23 protein-coding genes are annotated in these 20,345 nt (G+C 26.8%); 1 reads left to right on the top strand and 22 read right to left on the bottom strand.

Going from position 1 to position 20,345, the window contains the following annotated elements:
- Positions 1 to 20: 20 nt before the first annotated feature.
- The 7 genes from AACK83_RS00710 to AACK83_RS00680 all read right to left on the bottom strand — a co-directional run bounded on the left by AACK83_RS00710 (position 21) and on the right by AACK83_RS00680 (position 7,374).
- A complete protein-coding gene (locus tag AACK83_RS00710; RefSeq protein ID WP_338958681.1) occupies positions 21 to 908 on the bottom strand; it encodes a hypothetical protein in 888 nt (295 codons plus the stop codon).
- Positions 841 to 1,488: a nitroreductase family protein gene (locus tag AACK83_RS00705; protein ID WP_252320126.1), complete on the bottom strand. Its 648-nt coding sequence runs from the start codon at positions 1,486 to 1,488 to the stop codon at positions 841 to 843. Before AACK83_RS00705 ends, AACK83_RS00710 begins: the two co-directional genes overlap by 68 nt.
- Before the next feature lie 102 nt (positions 1,489 to 1,590).
- Positions 1,591 to 2,847, bottom strand: a complete 1,257-nt coding sequence (tuf, locus tag AACK83_RS00700) for an elongation factor Tu (RefSeq protein WP_286641788.1) — start codon at positions 2,845 to 2,847, stop codon at positions 1,591 to 1,593.
- A gap of 103 nt (positions 2,848 to 2,950) precedes the next feature.
- Positions 2,951 to 5,053: an elongation factor G gene (fusA, locus tag AACK83_RS00695; protein WP_338958672.1), complete on the bottom strand. Its 2,103-nt coding sequence runs from the start codon at positions 5,051 to 5,053 to the stop codon at positions 2,951 to 2,953.
- A 15-nt stretch (positions 5,054 to 5,068) separates the two neighbouring features.
- Complete coding sequence (gene rpsG, locus AACK83_RS00690) at positions 5,069 to 5,536, bottom strand: 30S ribosomal protein S7 (protein ID WP_174481359.1); 468 nt, start codon at positions 5,534 to 5,536, stop codon at positions 5,069 to 5,071.
- Positions 5,537 to 5,550: 14 nt separating this feature from the next.
- Positions 5,551 to 5,970: a 30S ribosomal protein S12 gene (gene rpsL / locus AACK83_RS00685; protein ID WP_252320120.1), complete on the bottom strand. Its 420-nt coding sequence runs from the start codon at positions 5,968 to 5,970 to the stop codon at positions 5,551 to 5,553.
- A gap of 186 nt (positions 5,971 to 6,156) precedes the next feature.
- Positions 6,157 to 7,374 carry a spiralin repeat-containing protein gene (locus AACK83_RS00680; protein WP_338958666.1) on the bottom strand — a complete coding sequence of 406 codons (1,218 nt, stop codon included), beginning with the start codon at positions 7,372 to 7,374 and terminating at the stop codon, positions 6,157 to 6,159.
- A 254-nt stretch (positions 7,375 to 7,628) separates the two neighbouring features.
- Between AACK83_RS00680 and AACK83_RS00675 the strand changes: the two genes are divergently transcribed.
- Positions 7,629 to 7,910: an HU family DNA-binding protein gene (locus AACK83_RS00675; RefSeq protein WP_174481356.1), complete on the top strand. Its 282-nt coding sequence runs from the start codon at positions 7,629 to 7,631 to the stop codon at positions 7,908 to 7,910.
- A gap of 181 nt (positions 7,911 to 8,091) precedes the next feature.
- On the opposite strand, the gene AACK83_RS00670 is transcribed toward AACK83_RS00675, so the two are convergent.
- The 15 genes from AACK83_RS00670 to AACK83_RS00600 form a co-directional block, all read right to left on the bottom strand.
- The gene (locus tag AACK83_RS00670) at positions 8,092 to 8,490 is read right to left on the bottom strand and encodes a hypothetical protein (RefSeq protein ID WP_338958663.1); all 399 of its coding nucleotides are present in this window, start codon (positions 8,488 to 8,490) and stop codon (positions 8,092 to 8,094) included.
- A gap of 20 nt (positions 8,491 to 8,510) precedes the next feature.
- Positions 8,511 to 9,710, bottom strand: a complete 1,200-nt coding sequence (locus AACK83_RS00665; RefSeq protein ID WP_338958660.1) for an MATE family efflux transporter — start codon at positions 9,708 to 9,710, stop codon at positions 8,511 to 8,513.
- Positions 9,711 to 9,929: 219 nt separating this feature from the next.
- Positions 9,930 to 10,949: a hypothetical protein gene (locus AACK83_RS00660; protein WP_338958657.1), complete on the bottom strand. Its 1,020-nt coding sequence runs from the start codon at positions 10,947 to 10,949 to the stop codon at positions 9,930 to 9,932.
- 150 nt (positions 10,950 to 11,099) lie between these two features.
- The gene (locus tag AACK83_RS00655) at positions 11,100 to 12,239 is read right to left on the bottom strand and encodes a hypothetical protein (RefSeq protein WP_338958655.1); all 1,140 of its coding nucleotides are present in this window, start codon (positions 12,237 to 12,239) and stop codon (positions 11,100 to 11,102) included.
- Positions 12,239 to 13,234: an alkaline phosphatase gene (locus tag AACK83_RS00650; RefSeq protein ID WP_338958652.1), complete on the bottom strand. Its 996-nt coding sequence runs from the start codon at positions 13,232 to 13,234 to the stop codon at positions 12,239 to 12,241. The genes AACK83_RS00655 and AACK83_RS00650 overlap by 1 nt, the downstream gene beginning before the upstream one ends.
- Before the next feature lie 139 nt (positions 13,235 to 13,373).
- Positions 13,374 to 13,739 (bottom strand): hypothetical protein, encoded by a 366-nt coding sequence (locus tag AACK83_RS00645; protein ID WP_338958650.1) that lies wholly within the window; start codon positions 13,737 to 13,739, stop codon positions 13,374 to 13,376.
- A gap of 19 nt (positions 13,740 to 13,758) precedes the next feature.
- Positions 13,759 to 14,139: a hypothetical protein gene (locus AACK83_RS00640; RefSeq protein WP_174481436.1), complete on the bottom strand. Its 381-nt coding sequence runs from the start codon at positions 14,137 to 14,139 to the stop codon at positions 13,759 to 13,761.
- A gap of 177 nt (positions 14,140 to 14,316) precedes the next feature.
- Positions 14,317 to 14,997, bottom strand: a complete 681-nt coding sequence (rplA, locus tag AACK83_RS00635; protein WP_338958648.1) for a 50S ribosomal protein L1 — start codon at positions 14,995 to 14,997, stop codon at positions 14,317 to 14,319.
- 1 nt (position 14,998) lies between these two features.
- Complete coding sequence (rplK, locus tag AACK83_RS00630; protein ID WP_338958646.1) at positions 14,999 to 15,445, bottom strand: 50S ribosomal protein L11; 447 nt, start codon at positions 15,443 to 15,445, stop codon at positions 14,999 to 15,001.
- A gap of 178 nt (positions 15,446 to 15,623) precedes the next feature.
- The gene (nusG, locus tag AACK83_RS00625; RefSeq protein WP_338958644.1) at positions 15,624 to 16,256 is read right to left on the bottom strand and encodes a transcription termination/antitermination protein NusG; all 633 of its coding nucleotides are present in this window, start codon (positions 16,254 to 16,256) and stop codon (positions 15,624 to 15,626) included.
- A 19-nt stretch (positions 16,257 to 16,275) separates the two neighbouring features.
- The gene (gene secE / locus AACK83_RS00620; protein ID WP_338958642.1) at positions 16,276 to 16,707 is read right to left on the bottom strand and encodes a preprotein translocase subunit SecE; all 432 of its coding nucleotides are present in this window, start codon (positions 16,705 to 16,707) and stop codon (positions 16,276 to 16,278) included.
- Between the two features lie 11 nt (positions 16,708 to 16,718).
- Positions 16,719 to 16,868, bottom strand: a complete 150-nt coding sequence (rpmG, locus tag AACK83_RS00615; RefSeq protein WP_174481441.1) for a 50S ribosomal protein L33 — start codon at positions 16,866 to 16,868, stop codon at positions 16,719 to 16,721.
- 213 nt (positions 16,869 to 17,081) lie between these two features.
- Positions 17,082 to 18,179 (bottom strand): hypothetical protein, encoded by a 1,098-nt coding sequence (locus AACK83_RS00610; RefSeq protein WP_338958640.1) that lies wholly within the window; start codon positions 18,177 to 18,179, stop codon positions 17,082 to 17,084.
- A 72-nt stretch (positions 18,180 to 18,251) separates the two neighbouring features.
- Positions 18,252 to 19,583, bottom strand: coding sequence for a hypothetical protein (locus AACK83_RS00605; RefSeq protein WP_338958638.1), 1,332 nt, complete (start codon positions 19,581 to 19,583; stop codon positions 18,252 to 18,254).
- A gap of 21 nt (positions 19,584 to 19,604) precedes the next feature.
- A complete protein-coding gene (locus AACK83_RS00600) occupies positions 19,605 to 20,315 on the bottom strand; it encodes a hypothetical protein (RefSeq protein WP_338958636.1) in 711 nt (236 codons plus the stop codon).
- Between the last annotated feature and the right edge of the window lie 30 nt (positions 20,316 to 20,345).

Genomic DNA, 20,345 nt, shown 5'->3' with positions numbered 1-20,345 from the left:
AATTAATATTTTTTATTTTCTTAATATTTATCACAAAAAGTATAAAGTAATGATAAGATTGCAGCGCCAATTAGAACATCATTTTGATTATGATTTGCTACTTGCGTAGTAAAACTAGGTAATAAACAAATATTATTAAAAAAATATTGATCAATAATTCTTCCAATATTATTATTTGTTAATGAAAATTGTTCTTTTAATATTTTACAATAATCATTATTATTTTTAATTAGTATTGAAGTTTTTTTAGTAGCACCAACATCAAGATGTAAACCTTTTTTATATAAAGGTAAATTTAAAACTTGATCATTATTTCAAATGTCATATAAATCAAAAATTTTATGTTTTTGAAAAAAATAACTAACTTTATTTTTGAATTTACTTTCATCATTATGATAACTCAAATAGTTTTTTAGCATTAATATCTCAGTTCTAGCACCAAGTAAAATCAAAGATTTAATGTTATGTTTCAATAACTTATTAGTTAAAAATTTAAAAAACTGTTGCTGATGTTTAACAAACTTTAAATCTTCATTTAAAATATTTGGTTGTGGAATAACAGTTTTAACGAACAAATGTAACTTTTTATTTTGTAAATTACTAACACTTAAATCTTCTTTTTTATTAATAATTAATAATGCAATTGAAAAAATTTTTTCAAAATCATGAGCATACGAATTGTTCTTTTTTTTATGTAATAAATTACGAAAAGTCTCAAAATCAAAAATAAGAATTGGATATTCAATCTTATCTAAAAATTTACCAATAACATTAATATTTAATTCAATATCTAAGTTATTTATTTTTAATTTTTCCATTGCAATACCTTTTCTAATACATTTATTTGATAAGCGTACTGATTTCACTAACTTCGTTTTTAATAATTTTAGTTTTTGATGGATAACCATAACCAGCAGACACTAAAATTGTAACATGATACTTATTAGGTTCAATAATCTTATTTGATTCTAAGTAAGTTAATAATTGTTGTTCATTAAAACCACCTAATACAACATTATCAATTTCATGAGCAGTTAATAATAATAAAAGATTTTGTAATAAAATAAAAGTTTGACATTGTGCCCAATGATTTATTTGTGTTTTTTTGTCATGATCAAAGAAATTATTAAATGTTGATTTATAAATTTCGTATTGTGGTTTTGTTAAATTACGTCTTTTCATAACAGTATCAACAAATCATTGATTACTAGTATTGAAATTTTCACCACTATAACTTAATAAAATAAATAAATGTGAACAAGTACTAACTTGTTGTTGATTATTTATGATTGGTTGCAATTGTGCTTTAATTTTAGAATTACTAATAACTAAAATTTTTCATGGTTCTAAACCATATGAAGATGGGGTATGACGCACATAGTTAAGAATATCATTAATTTTACTATCACTAATAATTTTACTAGGATCATAATTACGAATTGATTTACGATTTAAAATTAGACTTTCCAGCTCTTTAACATAAGGCATTGATTTGTCATCTCTTTTCTATAAATTAATTTTACTACTAAAATATTTTTAATTAAAAATCTTTATTCTCTTTTGAGAATAAAGATTTTTGATTTAATGTGATTATTTAATAACTTCAGTAACTTGTCCAGCACCAACAGTTCTTCCACCTTCACGGATTGAGAATTGAGTACCTTTCTCAAGGGCAACTGGGTGAATTAATTCAACAGTAATAGTAACGTTATCACCTGGCATAATTAATTCCGATTTTTCACCTTTATTAATAAAGTCTCCCATACTTCCTGTAACATCAGTTGTACGGAAATAAAATTGTGGTCGATATCCTGGATTAAATGAAGTATGACGTCCACCTTCTTCTTTAGTTAGAATATAAACTTCACCTTTAAATTTAGTATGTGGAGTAACTGATCCTGGTTTAGCAATAACTTGTCCACGTTGAATATCTTCACGTTTAACTCCACGTAATAATACTCCAACGTTATCACCAGCTTGTGCTTCATCTAATAATTTTCTGAACATTTCAATACCAGTAACAACAACTTTTTTAAGACCTTTGTTAATACCAATAATATCAATTTCATCATTAACTTTTAAAGTTCCACGTTCAATTCTTCCAGTAGCTACTGTTCCACGTCCAGTAATAGTGAAAACATCTTCAACAGCTAATAATACTGGTTTATCAACTTCTCTTTTTGGTGTTGGAATTCATTCATCCATTGCTGTTAATAATTCTTTAATTTTTTCTTCTCATTCTTTTTTACCATCTAATGCTCCTCTTGCAGAACCACGAATAATTGGTGTATCATCACCTTCAAATTCATACTTAGTTAATAATTCACGAATTTCCATTTCAACAAGTTCTAATACGTCATCGTCTACACTTTCCATATCACACTTATTTAAGAATACAACAATTTTTTTAACTCCAACTTGACGTGCCAATAGAATGTGTTCACGTGTTTGTGGCATTGGACCATCAGTTGCAGAAACAACTAACACTGAACCATCCATTTGAGCTGCACCTGTAATCATATTTTTAATGTAGTCAGCGTGACCTGGACAGTCAACGTGTGCATAGTGACGAGTTGGTGTTTCATATTCAACGTGAGCTGTATTAATAGTAATACCACGTGCTTTTTCTTCTGGAGCAGCATCAATAGAAGCATAGTCCTTAAACATACCTTTATATCCATCTGCTTCATGTTTTGAACAATAACTAGTAATTGCAGCAGTTAATGTTGTTTTTCCATGGTCAACGTGACCAATTGTTCCAACATTAACGTGCGGTTTTGTACGTTCAAATTTTTGTTTTGGGCCTGTTGATACAGGCTTTGATTTTTTTACTTCTTTTTCTGCCATTTTTGTTTCCTCCTTGGAAATAATTAATACTTATTTTTATTTAATTAAATTAAACACTAAGATAATTTTAAAGTAAAGTTATTATACTTTCAATTAAATTATTTTATTTTTTAGTAATTCTTCCTTTTTGATATTTACCAGCAACTGCTTCAGCAACTGATTTTGGTGCTTCTTCATAGTGTGAAAAAGACATTGTATATGTTCCACGTCCTTGGGTCATTGAACGTAATTCAGTAGCATAACCAAACATTTCAGATAAAGGCACTTTAGCTTTAACAACTTTACTGTTACCACGCATTTCATCTGCTTCAATAGTACCTCTTTTACCAGAAATTTTACCAACAATAGAACCATAATATTCATCTGGAATAATAACTTCAACATTCATAATTGGTTCTAATAATACTGGTTTTAATAAATCTTTATTATCTTGTAAAGATTTAGAAGCTGCAATATTAAAGGCACGTTCTGAAGAGTCAACAGGGTGGAATGAACCATCATATAATGTTGCTTTAACGTCAATAACTGGATATCCAGCAATTAAACCATTAGCTAATGATTCAATTAATCCTTCTTGTACTGGTTTAATGTATTCACGTGGCACTTTACCACCAACAATTTTATCAACAAACTCAAATCCTTTATCTGGATTTGGTTCAAATTTAATAATAACATGTCCATATTGGCCGCGACCACCTGATTGATGAATATATTTACCCTCAGCGCGCTCACAAACTGCTTTAATTGTTTCACGATAAGCAACTTGTGGATTTCCAATGTTAGTTGCTACTTTAAATTCACGTTTTAAACGATCAGTTAAGATGTCTAAATGCAGTTCTCCCATTCCTGAAATAATTGTCTGTCCTGTTTCTTTGTCTGATGAAACACGGAATGTTGGATCTTCTTCTGCAAGTTTTTGTAAACCTAAACTCATTTTTTCTTGATCAGCTTTTGTTTTTGGTTCAAGCGCTAATGAAATAACTGGTTCTGGAAATACCATTTTTTCTAAAATAACTTCATGTTTTTCATCACATAATGTATCACCAGTAGTTGTATCTTTTAAACCAACAATAGCAGCAATGTCACCAGCATAAACCTTTTTAATTTCGGCACGACTATTGGCATGCATTTGTAAAATTCGACCAACACGCTCTTTTTTTTCTTTAGTTGAGTTTAATACATAACTACCAGATTCTAATGTTCCCGAATATACTCTAAAAAAAGTTAATCTTCCAACAAAAGGGTCAGTCATGATTTTAAATGCCAACGCTGAGAAAGGTTCTTCATCACTAGAATGACGTTCTACTTCTTTTGATGAAACAGGTAATATTCCTTTAATTGCAGGTACATCTAATGGTGAAGGCAAGTAATCAATAACTGCATCTAACATTAATTTAACACCTTTATTTTTAAAGGCACTACCACATAATACTGGGAAAAACTCAGCAGCAATTGTTGCTTTACGAATTACTGTCTTAATTTCAGCAACCGTTACTTCTCTTTCAGCATATTTCATAAAGAAATCATCATCAAAGTGAGAAAGTGCTTCTAATAATTCCTCACGTCTACTTGCAATAACATCTTTAAGTTCTTCAGGAATTGCAATTTCTTTATAATCCTCATTTGGTTTACCATCAAAATGGTATGCTTTCATCTCAATTATATCAATAATTCCATCAAAAGCATCTTCTGCACCAATTGGTCATTGAATTGCATGAGCATTAGCACCAAGACGATCTTTTAATGTTTGAATTGAATGAGCAAAGTCAGCCCCAATTTTATCCATTTTATTTGCAAAAACAATTCTTGGTACATTATACCTAGTTGCTTGATTTCAAACAGTTTCAGTTTGTGGTTCAACTCCAGTTTGCGCGTCTAATACAGCAACTGCTCCGTCTAAAACTCTTAATGAGCGTTCAACTTCAACAGTAAAATCAACGTGACCCGGAGTATCAATAATATTTATTCGATTATTTCTTCAAACAGCAGTTGTTGCAGCTGAAGTAATAGTAATACCACGTTCTTGTTCTTGTTCCATTCAGTCCATAGTTGCGGCACCTTCATGTACCTCACCAATTTTATGAATTTTACCAGTATGGTATAAAACTCTTTCTGTTGTTGTAGTTTTACCAGCATCAATATGAGCCATAATTCCAATATTTCTAGTATTTGCTAGTGAATATTCTCGACCTGATTTTTCTGCCATTTTCTCTCTCCTTTATTATCATTTATAGTGAGCAAAGGCTTTATTAGCTTCAGCCATACGATGAATTTCATCACGTTTTTTAATTGATGAACCATTACCAGTAGCAGCATCCATAATCTCAGCTGCAAGTTTATCTTGCATACTATTACCATATCTTGCTTGTGAATAAGAAACTAATCAACGAATTGCTAAAGTTATCTTACGAGTAGCACTAACTTCAATAGGAACTTGATAGTTTGCGCCACCAATTCTTCGAGTTTTAATTTCTAATTGTGGTGTAATATTAGCAATTGCCTTTTCAAATACTTCTAATGGTACTTGTTGGGTTTTTTCTCCAACAATTTTAAAAGAATTATAAACAATTTTTTGAGCTACACTTTTTTTACCATCAATCATAATGGCGTTAATTAATTGAGTAACAATTTTTGAATCATAAATTGGATCAGCAACTAATTCTCTTTTAATAGCTTGATTTTTACGCATTTAGTTTTACCTCCTTATTTCTTATCTTTTGGTTTTTTAGTTCCGTATTTAGAACGACCTTGATTACGATTTACTACTCCGGCAGTATCAGAATACCCACGAATAACATGGTATCTAACTCCAGGTAAGTCTTTAACTCTCCCACCACGGATTCCAACAATAGCATGTTCTTGCAAATTATGACCTTCTCCAGAAATATAAGCAGTAACTTCCATACCGTTAGTTAAACGAGCACGAACAATTTTTCTTAAAGCTGAGTTAGGTTTTTTTGGTGTTCTTGTAGTAACTACAAGCGCTACACCTTTTTTTTGCGGACTGCTAATTGAAGAAGTTGTTTTTGTTAATGAATTATATGAAACATTTAACGCTGGTGATTTAGATTTGTATTTTTTATCTGTACGTCCTTTACGTAATAGTTGGTTCATTGTTGGCATTAATCGTTAGCCTCCTTTATGATTTTAAATAATTAATTATATACACAATTCCTAGTGTATCAAAATTTAGTCCAATAAGTATAATACCAGTTTTTAATAGTAATAGTCAAATAAATTTTGAAAAATAATTAGAAAAAAATGACACAATTTAAATTATGTCATTTTAAATTAATATATATTAATTATTTATTCAATAGTATCTGTAAATGTAAATGTTCCTGAAATTTTATCACCTTGTGCTGTAACTGTAAATTTAACTTCACCAGCAACTTGTTTATCTTCTTTTTTCTTATCATTAGTTAAAGTAAAATCAGTACCTACACTAACATCTAATTTAGTTGTTTTTTTAATCGCTGCTGCAACTGCATCAGTAATTTCTTTATTAGTATTTAAATCACCAAAAGTTTTTTCACTATCTACTGCTGTTTTAAGATCATCAACTTTAACATCTTTAATATCTTGCTTAGCAACAGTTAAAGTATCTGTAAATGTAAATGTTCCTGAAATTTTATCACCTTGTGCTGTAACTGTAAATTTAACTTCACCAGCAACTTGTTTATCTTCTTTTTTCTTATCATTAGTTAAAGTAAAATCAGTACCTACACTAACATCTAATTTAGTTGTTTTTTTAATCGCTGCTGCAACTGCATCAGTAATTTCTTTATTAGTATTTAAATCACCAAAAGTTTTTTCACTATCTACTGCTGTTTTAAGATCATCAACTTTAACATCTTTAATATCTTGCTTAGCAACAGTTAAAGTATCTGTAAATGTAAATGTTCCTGAAATTTTATCACCTTGTGCTGTAACTGTAAATTTAACTTCACCAGCAACTTGTTTATCTTCTTTTTTCTTATCATTAGTTAAAGTAAAATCAGTACCTACACTAACATCTAATTTAGTTGTTTTTTTAATCGCTGCTGCAACTGCATCAGTAATTTCTTTATTAGTATTTAAATCACCAAAAGTTTTTTCACTATCTACTGCTGTTTTAAGATCATCAACTTTAACATCTTTAATATCTTGCTTAGCAACAGTTAAAGTATCTGTAAATGTAAATGTTCCTGAAATTTTATCACCTTGTGCTGTAACTGTAAATTTAACTTCACCAGCAACTTGTTTATCTTCTTTTTTCTTATCATTAGTTAAAGTAAAATCAGTACCTACACTAACATCTAATTTAGTTGTTTTTTTAATCGCTGCTGCAACTGCATCAGTAATTTCTTTATTAGTATTTAAATCACCAAAAGTTTTTTCACTATCTACTGCTGTTTTAAGATCATCAACTTTAACATCTTTAATATCTTGCTTAGCAGTTTGATCACCACAAGCTACAACTGAAGTAGTAGCTACTGTTGTTAGGGCTAATGCACCCATAAATCTTAATAAATTTTTCATTTGCATATCTTAGTACCTCCGAAATAGTTATTTACTTATTTTTTGAATTTTAACATACAAGAAAATTAATGTAAAGATTTTTTGCTTTGCACATGTTAATTAACATATAAATTTATATATTCAAATCTTATTTTTTTACTAGTCTTTGATTTTCATTAAATAAGGTTTTTTTAAAAAATGTTATATAATAATAAGTATCATTTAAGGCATGTTTTTATAGCATACTTATGGTAATTGGTGAAGAAAGGGTTGAAAATTTTATGCAAAAAAGTCAGATAGCACGAGCTGTACAAAAAAAATTAGAATTATCAGAAAAAGAATACAAAGAAGTGTTAGAATTTATCTTAGATAAAATTGCTACTGCTTTAATTAAAGGAGAAAAAGTAACACTACGTAACTTTGGAACTTTTACTATTAAATACCGCAAAGCTCGACCGGGAGTAAATCCACAAAATTCAGAACCGATGGCTATTCCTAGAAAGCGAGTAGTTAAATTTAATTCTTGTAAAGCATTAAAAAAGAGAGTTAATGAAGGTAAATAAATATTTTATTTTAGGAATGACTTCAATCAAATATAGATTGTATATTCATTCCTTTTAATTTGTAAAATTAGCAACCTTTTTTAATCTTAAATAATTAAAAAAATACTCTGTTTTAAATGAGTATTTTTTATTTTCTTCATATATTAATATTAAGATATATTTTTATAAATTACTTAATCTATTATATTTTTATTAAGTACTTTTTTTCTGATAAATTAGATATTTGCATTTTTTTATCTTTAATTGTATGAATAAATGGTTTAGATTTTAAAAATGTATAAATTAATAATGGTAATAATATAAAAGCAGCAAATAAATCAATAAAGCCAAGAAATAAATAAAAATAAAAACCATTATGAGAAACATGTGCAACATAATATCCTAAACTTAAACAAACAATTGGCATTATAATTGTTCGTTGTAAACTAGCAAATAATGACAATTTACCACGATTAATTGATTGATAGAAAATAACAGCAACATAATGTAGTGTAGCTAATGGATAAAAAGCAAACTGCATAATGATATAAACTTTAAAGAATCTTGCCATTTCTAAATCTACGCCAAAGAAATGCATCATATATTGTCCTACTATTACTACTAATAATATAATACTGAACCAATTAGCAACAATAAAAGTAATAAAGTTAAACGTCACATCAATTGTCAAACACGACTAAAGTCCTTTGAACCATAAACATAACCAATTAATGCTCTTGCTCCCTGCGTAATTCCAATAATAGGTGCATTAATTAAAATTAACCAAGGCATAATACCACCATATAATTGAACAAAAACCGGAATACCAGTACTTCCTCCACCATGATAGTCTGGAGGTGGCAATGTATTTAAAATTTTAGTAGTAACCATTGCCAAAATACTTTGGGCAATATTTTGTAATAAAGAAGTTGCACCAATTAATAAAATGCCCGTTACTATTACTCATTTAAGTTTTAAGTGTGCTACTTTAAATCTTAAATTATCGGCACTATATCAAATAATACCTATTGAAAATAAATTAATGCTTGCTCAAGCAATAATAGTTGCATATGCAGTACCTTCCATTCCTAATTTACCAGGAATAACAAAAATAAAATCTAAAGATATATTTACTAAACAAGCTGCAACATTAATTAAAATTGTTCATAACATCATTCCTTCACTACGTAACAATGAAACTAAAAAATAAGCAAAAAAAAGTAATGGTGTAGCAAGAATTAAAATTTGTGAAAATCTAACTGCTTCTTTAATTATTATTTCCCTAATTACTGGATTACTTCCAGCATCACTTCCAGCTTGAAATTCAATAATACTCTGACAACTAAAATACATAATGATCATAAGAACAATAGAAACTAAAAAAGATAATAGAAACCCATTTCCTAAATATTCTGACATTTGTTCTCGTTTATTTTGACCATATGCAATTGAAAACTTAATACCTGTTCCAGTAGCAACCATTAAAGCAAAGGAAACCATCATTGAAGAAGGAACAGCAGCATAAGTAGTAGCAATATTAATAATTTTTAATGCTTGTTCAGCAGTTATCATTATTCCTGAATTTTGATAATTATTATAACGATCAATAATACTTTGTCCACCTCATTGTGTAGCAATTCATTTATCAAAAATTTGATAAGTAGAAAAAATAATTACAGCAATTAAAGGTGGTGTGACCATAATAAAGATTGCTTTTCATGGATTTGCCGTGTTAAAAATAGCTTGTCTTTTCAACTTGTTTATTGAATTTCTTTCTGTTCTTTTATTGAAAGTAACTTTAGCAAGATTTTCTTTTTCCATAATATTATCCTTTCTAACAAAATTAATCTAATTAATATTATATTTTATAAAAGCTCATAACTAAAATATCTATTGCTGTCACAAATAAAAAACATGTTTAGTATTTTAAAAAATGTTAGAAGAAAAAAATTAAAATATAAATTTTTATAAAAAATATAATTACATTATAACCTAATAATAAATAAATATTTAAAAATAATCTCTTTAATTTATTTTTATTTAAAAACTATCATTACTTTCAATTGAAAAAACAATTGGTATTTTATTAGTTTTTCACTTAGTTCCTGTATGAAAATCAGGAGTAATAATAACATAAACCATACCAACTTGTTGATAATAGTTATTAATTACATGTTTAGCAAATTTATCACTAAAATATTGAATTGTGAAATTACCAGTTAAAGGATCACTCTTTAATTGATTAGAAGTATTAATAACATTCTTATTAATTTGTTGATATGTTAAATTAGGATTAACAATAATTGGATCCATTCCTGATAAATCCTTAATTGTATTTAAATCAGAACGCTTATCTGTTAAAGTTACTTTCAAAATGGCTGTTGTTCCTGTTCAATAAGGATCATTAACATCTGCTGTAATTTTAACTCAAATATCACCAGCAACCTGTTCTTCATCATCTGCTGCCACTTTTCCTTCTTCATCACTAAAATAATTAACAGTAAAACCAGCCGCTAACTTATTATTTTCAAATTGCTTAGCACTATTAAAAACAGTTGAATCAATTTCTTGATATTTTTTAGTAGTATCAACTTTAATATTAGATAAATCAGTAAGATTAGTAATCTTATCTAAATTGGCCTTTTGAATTGTTATTCTCAAATATTTAGTTTGACCTTTTCAATAAGGATCATGGTGATCGGCAGTAATTATAACATAAACATCCCCTGGTTCTTGTCCATCGTTATTAATAGTATCTTTATCACCATCATTTTTATAATAATTAACTTGATAACCAGCAGCTAGTTGATGTTGTTTAAATACATCTGCTGTATTATAAATATCTTTATTAATTTCACCATAAGTTGCTTCTAGTGTAAGCGTAAGTTTGATATTGCTTTCTTTAGTTGTTCTAAATAATGATTTTGATATTATTTGTAAATTTTTATGATGATAATTAATCTTATTATCTAATTCACTAGTAACTGATAAATTAGTTGTTGTGATAATTGGTGTAATAATAGTTGTTAAACTTACTAATGTTGTTAATAATGCTTTCATAAATTAATCCTCCCTCTTTTTAACACTAATTTTAGTAAAATTTTATCATTTTTCAAATAAAGATGGTTGATTATAAAATGAGGGAAATGGTTAATAATTAAAAGATGATAATTATTTTTATTATAAGAGCAAAAGATTAATTATAATAATTTAATGAATAATTGCTTTCTTTTTTTCTATAGCAAATACTTTAAATTTAAATAGTTTTACATATTGTCTTGATAAAAAAGCACAAAAGAAAATTAAAATTGACATCTTAACAAATGAGTAAATTATAGTAACAAAAAAATTATTATTTACAAATTCTACTGCTCTTCTGGCAACATTTAATCCAAATATTAAACGCAATAATAAACCCGTCATAAATTCAACACTAATTATTTTATTAAAAGCAATATGGAAAAATAAAATAAAAGTAGTACCATGAAATAAAAAGGCTAAAGTTTTATTATAATTAATATTTAACATAATAAAAGGAATAAATAAAAATAAAGCTTGCAAAATTTCCATAATATCTCAATAAATTAAAGGAAAATAAAATATCATTCGACAACTAATAATAACAATAAATAAAGAAAAACTAAGTAATGAATAAACCACATTATCTTTTATCTTTTCTCAATTTACTCATCACTGAAAATTAAGACCAACTAAAAAAGCTAATAACCCAGGTATCAGTTGTAAAAATCCACCCTCACGAAATGATACATAAAATAAATCTCAATTAAAGTTATCATATCAATATAACTTACTAGTAAGTTGCAAGTTAATACTAACTATTAAAACTATTATTAATAAAATACTAGTAATAACTAAAGTTATTATTTTAACAATATTTCAACTTTTATTACTTAAGGAAAAATGGTTAGTAACAACTTTTACTAATGCACTACCACCAATAATAATTCATATCATTCATTTACCATAATCAAAAAATAATAATTTAAATCATAATCCTATCATATAACCTGTTGTTACATATCCTTCTTTAAAAGCAAAAAAATCTAAATACATAAAACTTGTAACTAAAGATAAAATCATAATAGCTAGTATTAATTTACTATACTCTTTTCAACTAAAATTATTATTGGCACTTAAAAAACCAAATGATATCAATATAACAAATAACATTGGTGAACAAAAATAAGCATTAAAAGCATGTAAACTACCACCAATATTTAAAGTAACATTTTGTACATTATTTCAAACAATAAAAATAGTAGCAAGCACAATAAGTAATCTAATGCCATTATTTCGAAAATTAATTTGTTTAAAATTGATAATATCCATTACTTAAACTCCTCACTATGATCATACATATTTGTCATATCAAAAAAAGGTGTTAAAATTGGCTGACCATCTCAAATTATTGATGGTGAATTAATATCTAATAATCAAACAATAGTAGCTGGAATATCATAAATTTTAATTTTATCTGGAATAATTCCGTGTTTTGGAATACAATTTCCTGCAAAAAGCAAAGGAATTTTTTGTTCAGCATCAGAAGAATGACCATGATATTGTGAAACACCTCCATGATCAGAACTAATAATTAATAAGGTATCTTCTCACATTTCTAAATCTTTTAAATTTTCAATAATACCTCCAATATATTTATCAGTCTGACTAATTGCTTGATAATATTCTTCACTATTTCATTCACGTGAATGACCTGCTAAATCAGGATTAACATAATAAAAAAATGAAAATAAAGGTTTATTACTTAATACGTTTTTGGTATTTTCAAAAGTTTGTTTATCATTTTCTGTTGCACAATAATTACCATTACTACTAATTAAAGTTTTTATATTTTCTTGGCCTTTGGGTTGAAAATTAGCAATCATTTCACCTTCACTAGCATAACCAAATAATTTTTTTGAAGGACCATACTTATCAATAATAGAACTAAAAATACTTACTTGATCAGCTTTTACTTCAGCATGAACAGTATGATGAACATTCCACAAATCTTGATCAACAACACCATGCTTAATAGGATCTGTAGCAAACATAACACTTGCTCAATTTGCAGCAGAAGAAGTTGGTAAAACATCACGTGCTTCCAGTGTATACGCACCATGATGCATTAAATAGTTCATATTTGGACTATAACCACTTTTTAATGCATAACTGGCCATACCATCAACACCCACCATAACTACATGTTTAGGTTTTTTTGCTTTGGGAACCAATTGATTAGTTGGTTCATTTGTTAAATAATCGTTACTATGTGGTACATAATTTAAAATTGGATCATGATAACTATCGTAACTAATAGTTATCATAATCCAAACTACTACTCACACAATATTTATTAGTAAAAAAACAATTATTTTTTTAGAATTAAACATCATAATACACCCTTTTTAATGAAATAATGATTATTAAATTTTACTATAAATAAATTTATGAAGTAACTATATATTAAATTCTTGACTTTCATCATCCTCTAACTAATAAACTAACTCCAAGAACAAAACATATTGGTACAATAATAATTAAAAAAATAATTGCAAAATAAACTTGTTCAAAAGGATGAGAAACATAAGTATTTTTAGCCGCTTCTATATCTAGTTGATCTCAATTATAAAACAAATTAATAATACCATAGTGTTTTAAACTTCAAAAACCGTTACCAAGAAAATTATTATAATGATCATTAAAAATAGCTGTTCCAAATAATATTAAACTAATTATTAGAAAAAACAAAGTTAAAATGCATAAGAATAATCCTAGTTTTTGCTTTCAATCCCAAGATGTAACTTTTTTATATTCTACATTTTTATCCATATTTAACACTTACTAAACACTAAGAATATAATCAACGTTTAAAATAACCAAATATTAAAGATAAAACACTAACACCAAGAAAGATAGCAGTTAAAATTACTGTAAATACAATTCCGACAACTACTTGCGCAAGAGGATAAGTTAAAAGCTTATCACTAGTAGCATCTGTTCACATTTGATCATAGCCAGCTTTGCTTAAAAAACTATCAAGTCCTCATATAGAAATAGCATGAAAGCCATTTCCAGCATATTGTGAACTTCCTCCACTTGGGGCTTTAAAATTGGCTGTTGCAATTAAAATTAGTCCTAATGCTAAACAAAGCAAACTAATTACCAGTGAGGCAAAGCCAATTTTTATTCCTCAATTTTGTTTCTTAAAAAGATTTATAAGATTTTTCATTAAGGTTTCTCCTTTACTACCTAATTATTTTATTGTTTTACCAAAATAATGTATTAATTGGTATTATCACAATAAATAAATTATAGCGTAAAATTTTTTTAAATAATAAAAAAAATATGAATAAAAACATAAAAAAATCATTAGTACTTTTACTAATGATTTTTCTATATTATTATATTATTCTTCAATTAATACTTTAATACCAGGGCCCATTGCCGTAGTAATACTTATATTTTTAATATAAGCGCCCTTAACTGCTGCAGGCTTAACTTTTCTTAAAGTGTTAAGAATTGCTAAATAATTATCTTTTAACCCTTCTTGTGCAAATGACACTTTACCAAGAATAACATGAATATTACCTTGTTTATCAACACGATATTCAACTTTACCTTTACGAATATCAGCTATTGCTTTTTGAACATCCATTGTTACTGTTCCTAGTTTTGCTGTAGGCATTAATCCTTTTGGTCCTAATACTCTACCAATTTTTCCTAATTCACCCATCATTTCGGGTGTTGCAATAATAACATCAAAATCAAATCAACCTTTTTGAATTTTTTCAATCATTTCCTTACCACCAACAAAATCAGCTTGACTTTCCATTGCCTCTTTTTGTTTAGTAGTAGTTATCACTAAAACACGTTGTGTTTTTCCAGTCCCTGCTGGTAAAACAATAGAACCACGTAACATTTGATCAGCATGTCTTGGATCAACATTTAAACGAAATGCTGCTTCAACTGTTGCATCAAATTTTAATGATGAAGTTTGTTTAGCTAATTCTAAAGCACGATCAATTGGATAAACTTTAGTGTTATCAACTAATTTTGCAACTGCAAGATATCTTTTACTTCTATTCATATTAAACACCTTGCTTTCCATCTTCAACAGTAATGCCCATATTCTTGGCTGTTCCTGCAACAATTTTAATTGCATCTTCTAAAGAATAAGCATTTAAATCAGGTAATTTAATTTGAGCAATTTCTGTAATTTGAGCAATAGTAAGTGTTCCTACTTTTGTTAATTTAGCATTTGATGAACCTTTTGCAAGTTTCAATGCTCTTTTTAAAAGAAATGTTGTTGGTGCAGTTTTTATTTTAAAGTCGAAAGTTTTATCTTTATATGATGTAATAAAAACTGGAATTGGAACCGGATTAACATCATCTTTTTGATCTTTGGTTTTATCGTTAAATTCTCTACAAAAACGTGGCATATCAATACCGAATGATGCTAAACTAGCACCTGGTTTGGCACTACCAGCTGGTAATTGAATAATACCTTCACGATTAATATTTTTTTTATCTGCCATGAGCAACTCCTCCTAAATGGATTCTCACTGTGGTCCAAACGAATAAATCTTCCACAAGTTTAAACATAATTAAAGTCTATTTATATATATAAATAGTACTTTACAAATAATAACATCATTATAATTAGTAGTCAAATATATTTTAATTTTATTTTACATAAAAATTAAATAGTTTAAACTAAACTTTAATTTTTTTACAACTATCATATTCTACTTTAATTTCGGTTTGACGACCAAACATATCAACAGAAACTGTTGCAACACCCTTATCTTCATTTAATTTAATAACTTGTCCTTCTCGGCTTTGTAAAGCACCAGAAGTAATATGAACAAAATCATTTAACTCAAAATCACGAATAATTTTTTTTGTCTCTTTAACTTTAGGTTGTGATGAATTTTTAGAATTACGATATAACATTTCATTAACTTCTTTAGTAGAAAGTGGAGTTGGTGGTACACCTTTACCACTAGAACCAATAAAACCATTAATTCCTGTTGTATTACGAATATCATATCAAGTATCTTCGGTTAAAATCATATGAACAAAAATATAACCCGGAAAAATATTTTTTTCAGTTATTTTTTTATCTTTATCTGGTATTGCTTCTTTAACAACTCTAACTTGAAAAATATTATCTTTTAAATTTAATTTTTTTTCAATTTTATTTTTCAAATCAGCAGCAACTTTATCTTCATGACCTTTGTTACAATTAACAATATATCATTGTGCTTGCTCAATTCGATGTTTATGTGTTTCTTCTAATGATGTAGTTTTCACTAAAGGGGTTTCTTTTTTTATTCTTTCGCTCATTTTTTGGCATCTCCATTTTTTACATTATTTTTAATAAAGGTAATACAAATAGTAATAACTGCTCAATTCCATAAAAGAATAGTGCTAAGACAGCAATAAATAATACTGTTGTAATAAATTTATTATTTAATTGTTTTCTTGGTGTTCAACGAGTTCTTCTAATTTCTCTTGATAAGTATAAGAAAAAATATTTATGATAAGTTCTCGCTTCTTTTTTATAATAAAAACGTTCTTCAGGCGTACGATTTTTACGTTCTTTTTCTCAAATTTCGCTAATATTAACCTTTTTATTTTTATCGGCTGTTCGTGGATCAAAACTTGGTTTTCCTTCAGAAGTTCTTTTTGTTCTTAAAGGTTTAATTTTACGTAAAATATTAAATTTACTTTTTAAAAGAGCCAATTTTTCAGGATTAACTTTTGGTTTTTCTTTTGATTTGTCTTCTGCACTCATGAAAATTTCTCCTAACGTGATTCCTTATGTAAAGTATGTTTTTGACAATGTTCACAATATTTTTTTAGTTCCATACGCTCTTTATATTTAATCTTATTTTTGTATGTATGATAATTACGATTTAAACATACAGTACAAATTAAAATTATTTTTTCGTTCATTAAATTCACCTAGAAAATTTAACCATTTTTAATTATATTATTATTTAAAATAAGTGTCAATTTTAAAATATTTTTATTTTAAAAACAAAGTTAAATTTTTAATCTTTCTTTAAAATTCATCATTTCTAAAATAATTGTACAAGAAAAAATAAAATAATAAATAAAAAATAATGTTTTTTTAAAAAAACATTATAATATAAAAACTAATTTTAATTAACCATTAATACTTCCTAAAAGTGGTTGTCTTTCATTGGGTTCTATGATAACTTCTGGCATATCATTATTTGCATTTGTAACAAATTCCGGTTCAAACTCATAATCAGAAATTTTTAACTTTATTCTTTCTCGTTGACTACTATCTTCAATCTCCGTTACTAATTCCACCTTTTTATTTTCGGGAGTATAATTATCTATTCATTCTTTAAACTTTGTCAATGTTGGTCTTCAATCTTTTATTTTTCCGGGTTTAACAAAACTAGGAATTGTTTTATCTGAATGTCTCATTTCAAACTTATCTCAATTATTTTTTTCTAAATACTCATATATTTCCTTTAAATCTTTATTACTTAAAATACCTTTATATAAAGAAAAACTTTTCGTAATGTGTTCTTTTCTTTCATTAATAATTTTAATAATAATTTCCTCTTTACTATTTGAAGTATTAGATTTACTCATTGTAAAAAAATATGTGTGACTAACATCCATCATTGCTGAAATTGACATTAAATTTCCTCCCACAATATTACCATTTGTAAAGTTAATGCCTGCAGTTGCAAAAGTAGTAAGTGATTTTAAGTATTCAATAGTTTTTGTTACTTTTTGAATTTTATATAAATCAAAACCTGATATTCCACTAAGCACTTTAACTAATCCATTTGTACCAGTAAATAATTTATTTAATGCAATAGAAATCATTTCTGGAGTTAATTCATTACTTACAGCATCTTCTGTTAATTGTTCAGCAATTTCAGAATAAAGTCTTTCATCATTTGGTGGTAAAGTAGGAAAAGTAGGTAAATTTGGTTCGGTAGTTGTACTACCACCAGTTTCATTTAAATTATATGCTTGTCAAATAACTCAACCACCAAATGCAGCATATAACATATCAGCTACTCCACTTTTAATTAATTGGTAACGTTTTTCAATATTACTATCCCTAGTAACAGACTTAAGTCCTGCTATTGTTAGTAGAACTCCTGTTGTCGTATTACTTCAATTTTGTGCACTTAATGCTCCTGCTCTAATTGGACCATGAAGATTATTCAACGCTCATTGTACTTCTGTTCATGTTTCTTCTTTATTTATTTTCATTTTATTTATTCCTTTCATAGTTAAAGTAGTTTTAAATTAAATTTTTAATTTTATTGATAAAATGATACATAATTATTCATTAATAATGTTACTAATTGTTCATCTACTAATATTTATTGAGAAAGATGGCCCAATATCAAAAGCACGAGATATAGAACTACTTCTAAGTTGTTGATATATAGTGTTTTCATCATGTCACATAAATATATAAATAACTAATCCTTGTGATTTATGACCTGCAGGTAGCTGATTTACTACTCGTCAAACTGGTAATTGATTATCTTTGTCTTGAATTTTTTTGGTATTAAAGTTTAGTTCATTACTTTTAATTGTTGTTGTATTATTCATAACACTATAAGTTATGCTGTCTGTCGAATTAGCAAAAATTGTTGGATATAAAAATATAAAATTATTTCATGAATCAGCATAATCACTTCATTTTAAAAGCGTAGTTATTTCTGAATTATAATCTATTAGTTTTCCTCCATCTTTTGGAAAACTATGACTTAATGTTAAATTATTATTAGTATCCAAATTTTTGCTATCATATTGTAAATATCCAACGCTAATAATGTTACCAGTACTGTCAACTAAATATCTAATACTTATTTTTTTACTATTATTTTCAATTGAAAAATTATTAATAACAGATTCTAAATTTGGACTATCAATCATATTATTGAAAATATTTTCAGCAATTTTTTCTGCAATGCTTTCATTATTTTTTAAACTACTTTTAGTAATAAATTGTTTAACAAAGTCAAGACAAATTCCCCTACTATTTTTTAAATGAGACTGAGCAATATAATATAATCCCAATGTTTCACTTAAATTATCATAGTTCTTAATTACATCAACAATACCTTTTGTTCCGGTTAATGATATATGAGTATTAGCACCACCAAATTGAATAAAAGTAAAATTACTTTTAGACTTTTTATTTGAAATATAAGCTGTTGTTGATATTTTGCTCAAGTTTTGTTTTTGAAAAATTTGCAAATCATTAGTACTTGTTAATTGTTCCTCTTTATAATTAATAGCAGCAATTTCTTTATCAAACTCATTAATAACATCTTTATTTATCTTTTCAGGGTTATAAGTTAATTTAAAATTATCAATATAAATTTCTTTTACATAAGGTTCTAAATTTGGATTATCAATAATACTTTTAATATCAAAAAGATGATATATTCCATCTTTATCTTGACTATTTAAAATAGTACTATTACTTAAATTACCATACGTAGTATTAGTAACCACTTCAGTAATTTCAGTTTTATTTTTATTTTCTTGTTTTAATTTATTAATACTTGTTAAATTATTAGTAATACTAGTGTTAGCAACAATATTAGTTGTTGCTAATGTTAAACTAAGTCCCAACCATAAATGTTTATTTTTTAACATTCTATTTTGCACCTCAGAATTTTATTTTTTAGTAAATCTATTATAAATTTCATTTAATTTTTTTTCATAAATGTTATGAAGTTTTGGTTGATAATATTTCATATCTTTTAACTTTGTTGGTAAATACTGTTGTTGTACATAATCATTAGCATAATCATGTGGAAATTTATATAATTTACCTTTACCTACTGATTTTTTTAATGTTTTAGATCAATTATGCTTCAAATAATCAGGAATTGGATATACTTTTCCTTGTAAAACATCACTATATGCTTTTTGTACTGCCAAATTAGCACTATTTGATTTCTCACTAAGTGCCATTTCAATAACTACTAAACCAAGTGGAATTATACCTTCGGGCATACCAATTTGACGAAAAGTATCAATAGCAGTTTTTACTCTAATTGCTAAAGCAGGATTAGCAAGTCCAATATCTTCGTAAACAATAATCAACATTCTTCTTAATAAAGCTTCATAATCACCAGTTGCTAATAACCTTGCTAAATAATGCAAAGCAGCATTAACATCACTGCCTCTAATTGATTTTTGTAATGCTGACTTTAAATCATGATGTTCATTTCCCTCTTTAGCATTTCAATTACTTGCTTTAGGCATAATAGCATTAATAATATCAATAGTTATGATTTCATTAGGATATAATTTTATTAATATTTCTAAAATATTAATTGCTATTCGTAAATCACCGGTTGCTAAATTACAGATTTTTTCCAAAATTTCATCACTAATATTAAAATTAAAAAA

The organism is Spiroplasma endosymbiont of Tiphia femorata (assembly GCF_964020225.1).
Taxonomy (GTDB): domain Bacteria; phylum Bacillota_I; class Bacilli_A; order Mycoplasmatales; family VBWQ01; genus Spiroplasma_E.
Note: the sequence above shows the minus strand (reverse complement) of the source record. Positions and strands in the feature narration are given on the sequence as shown.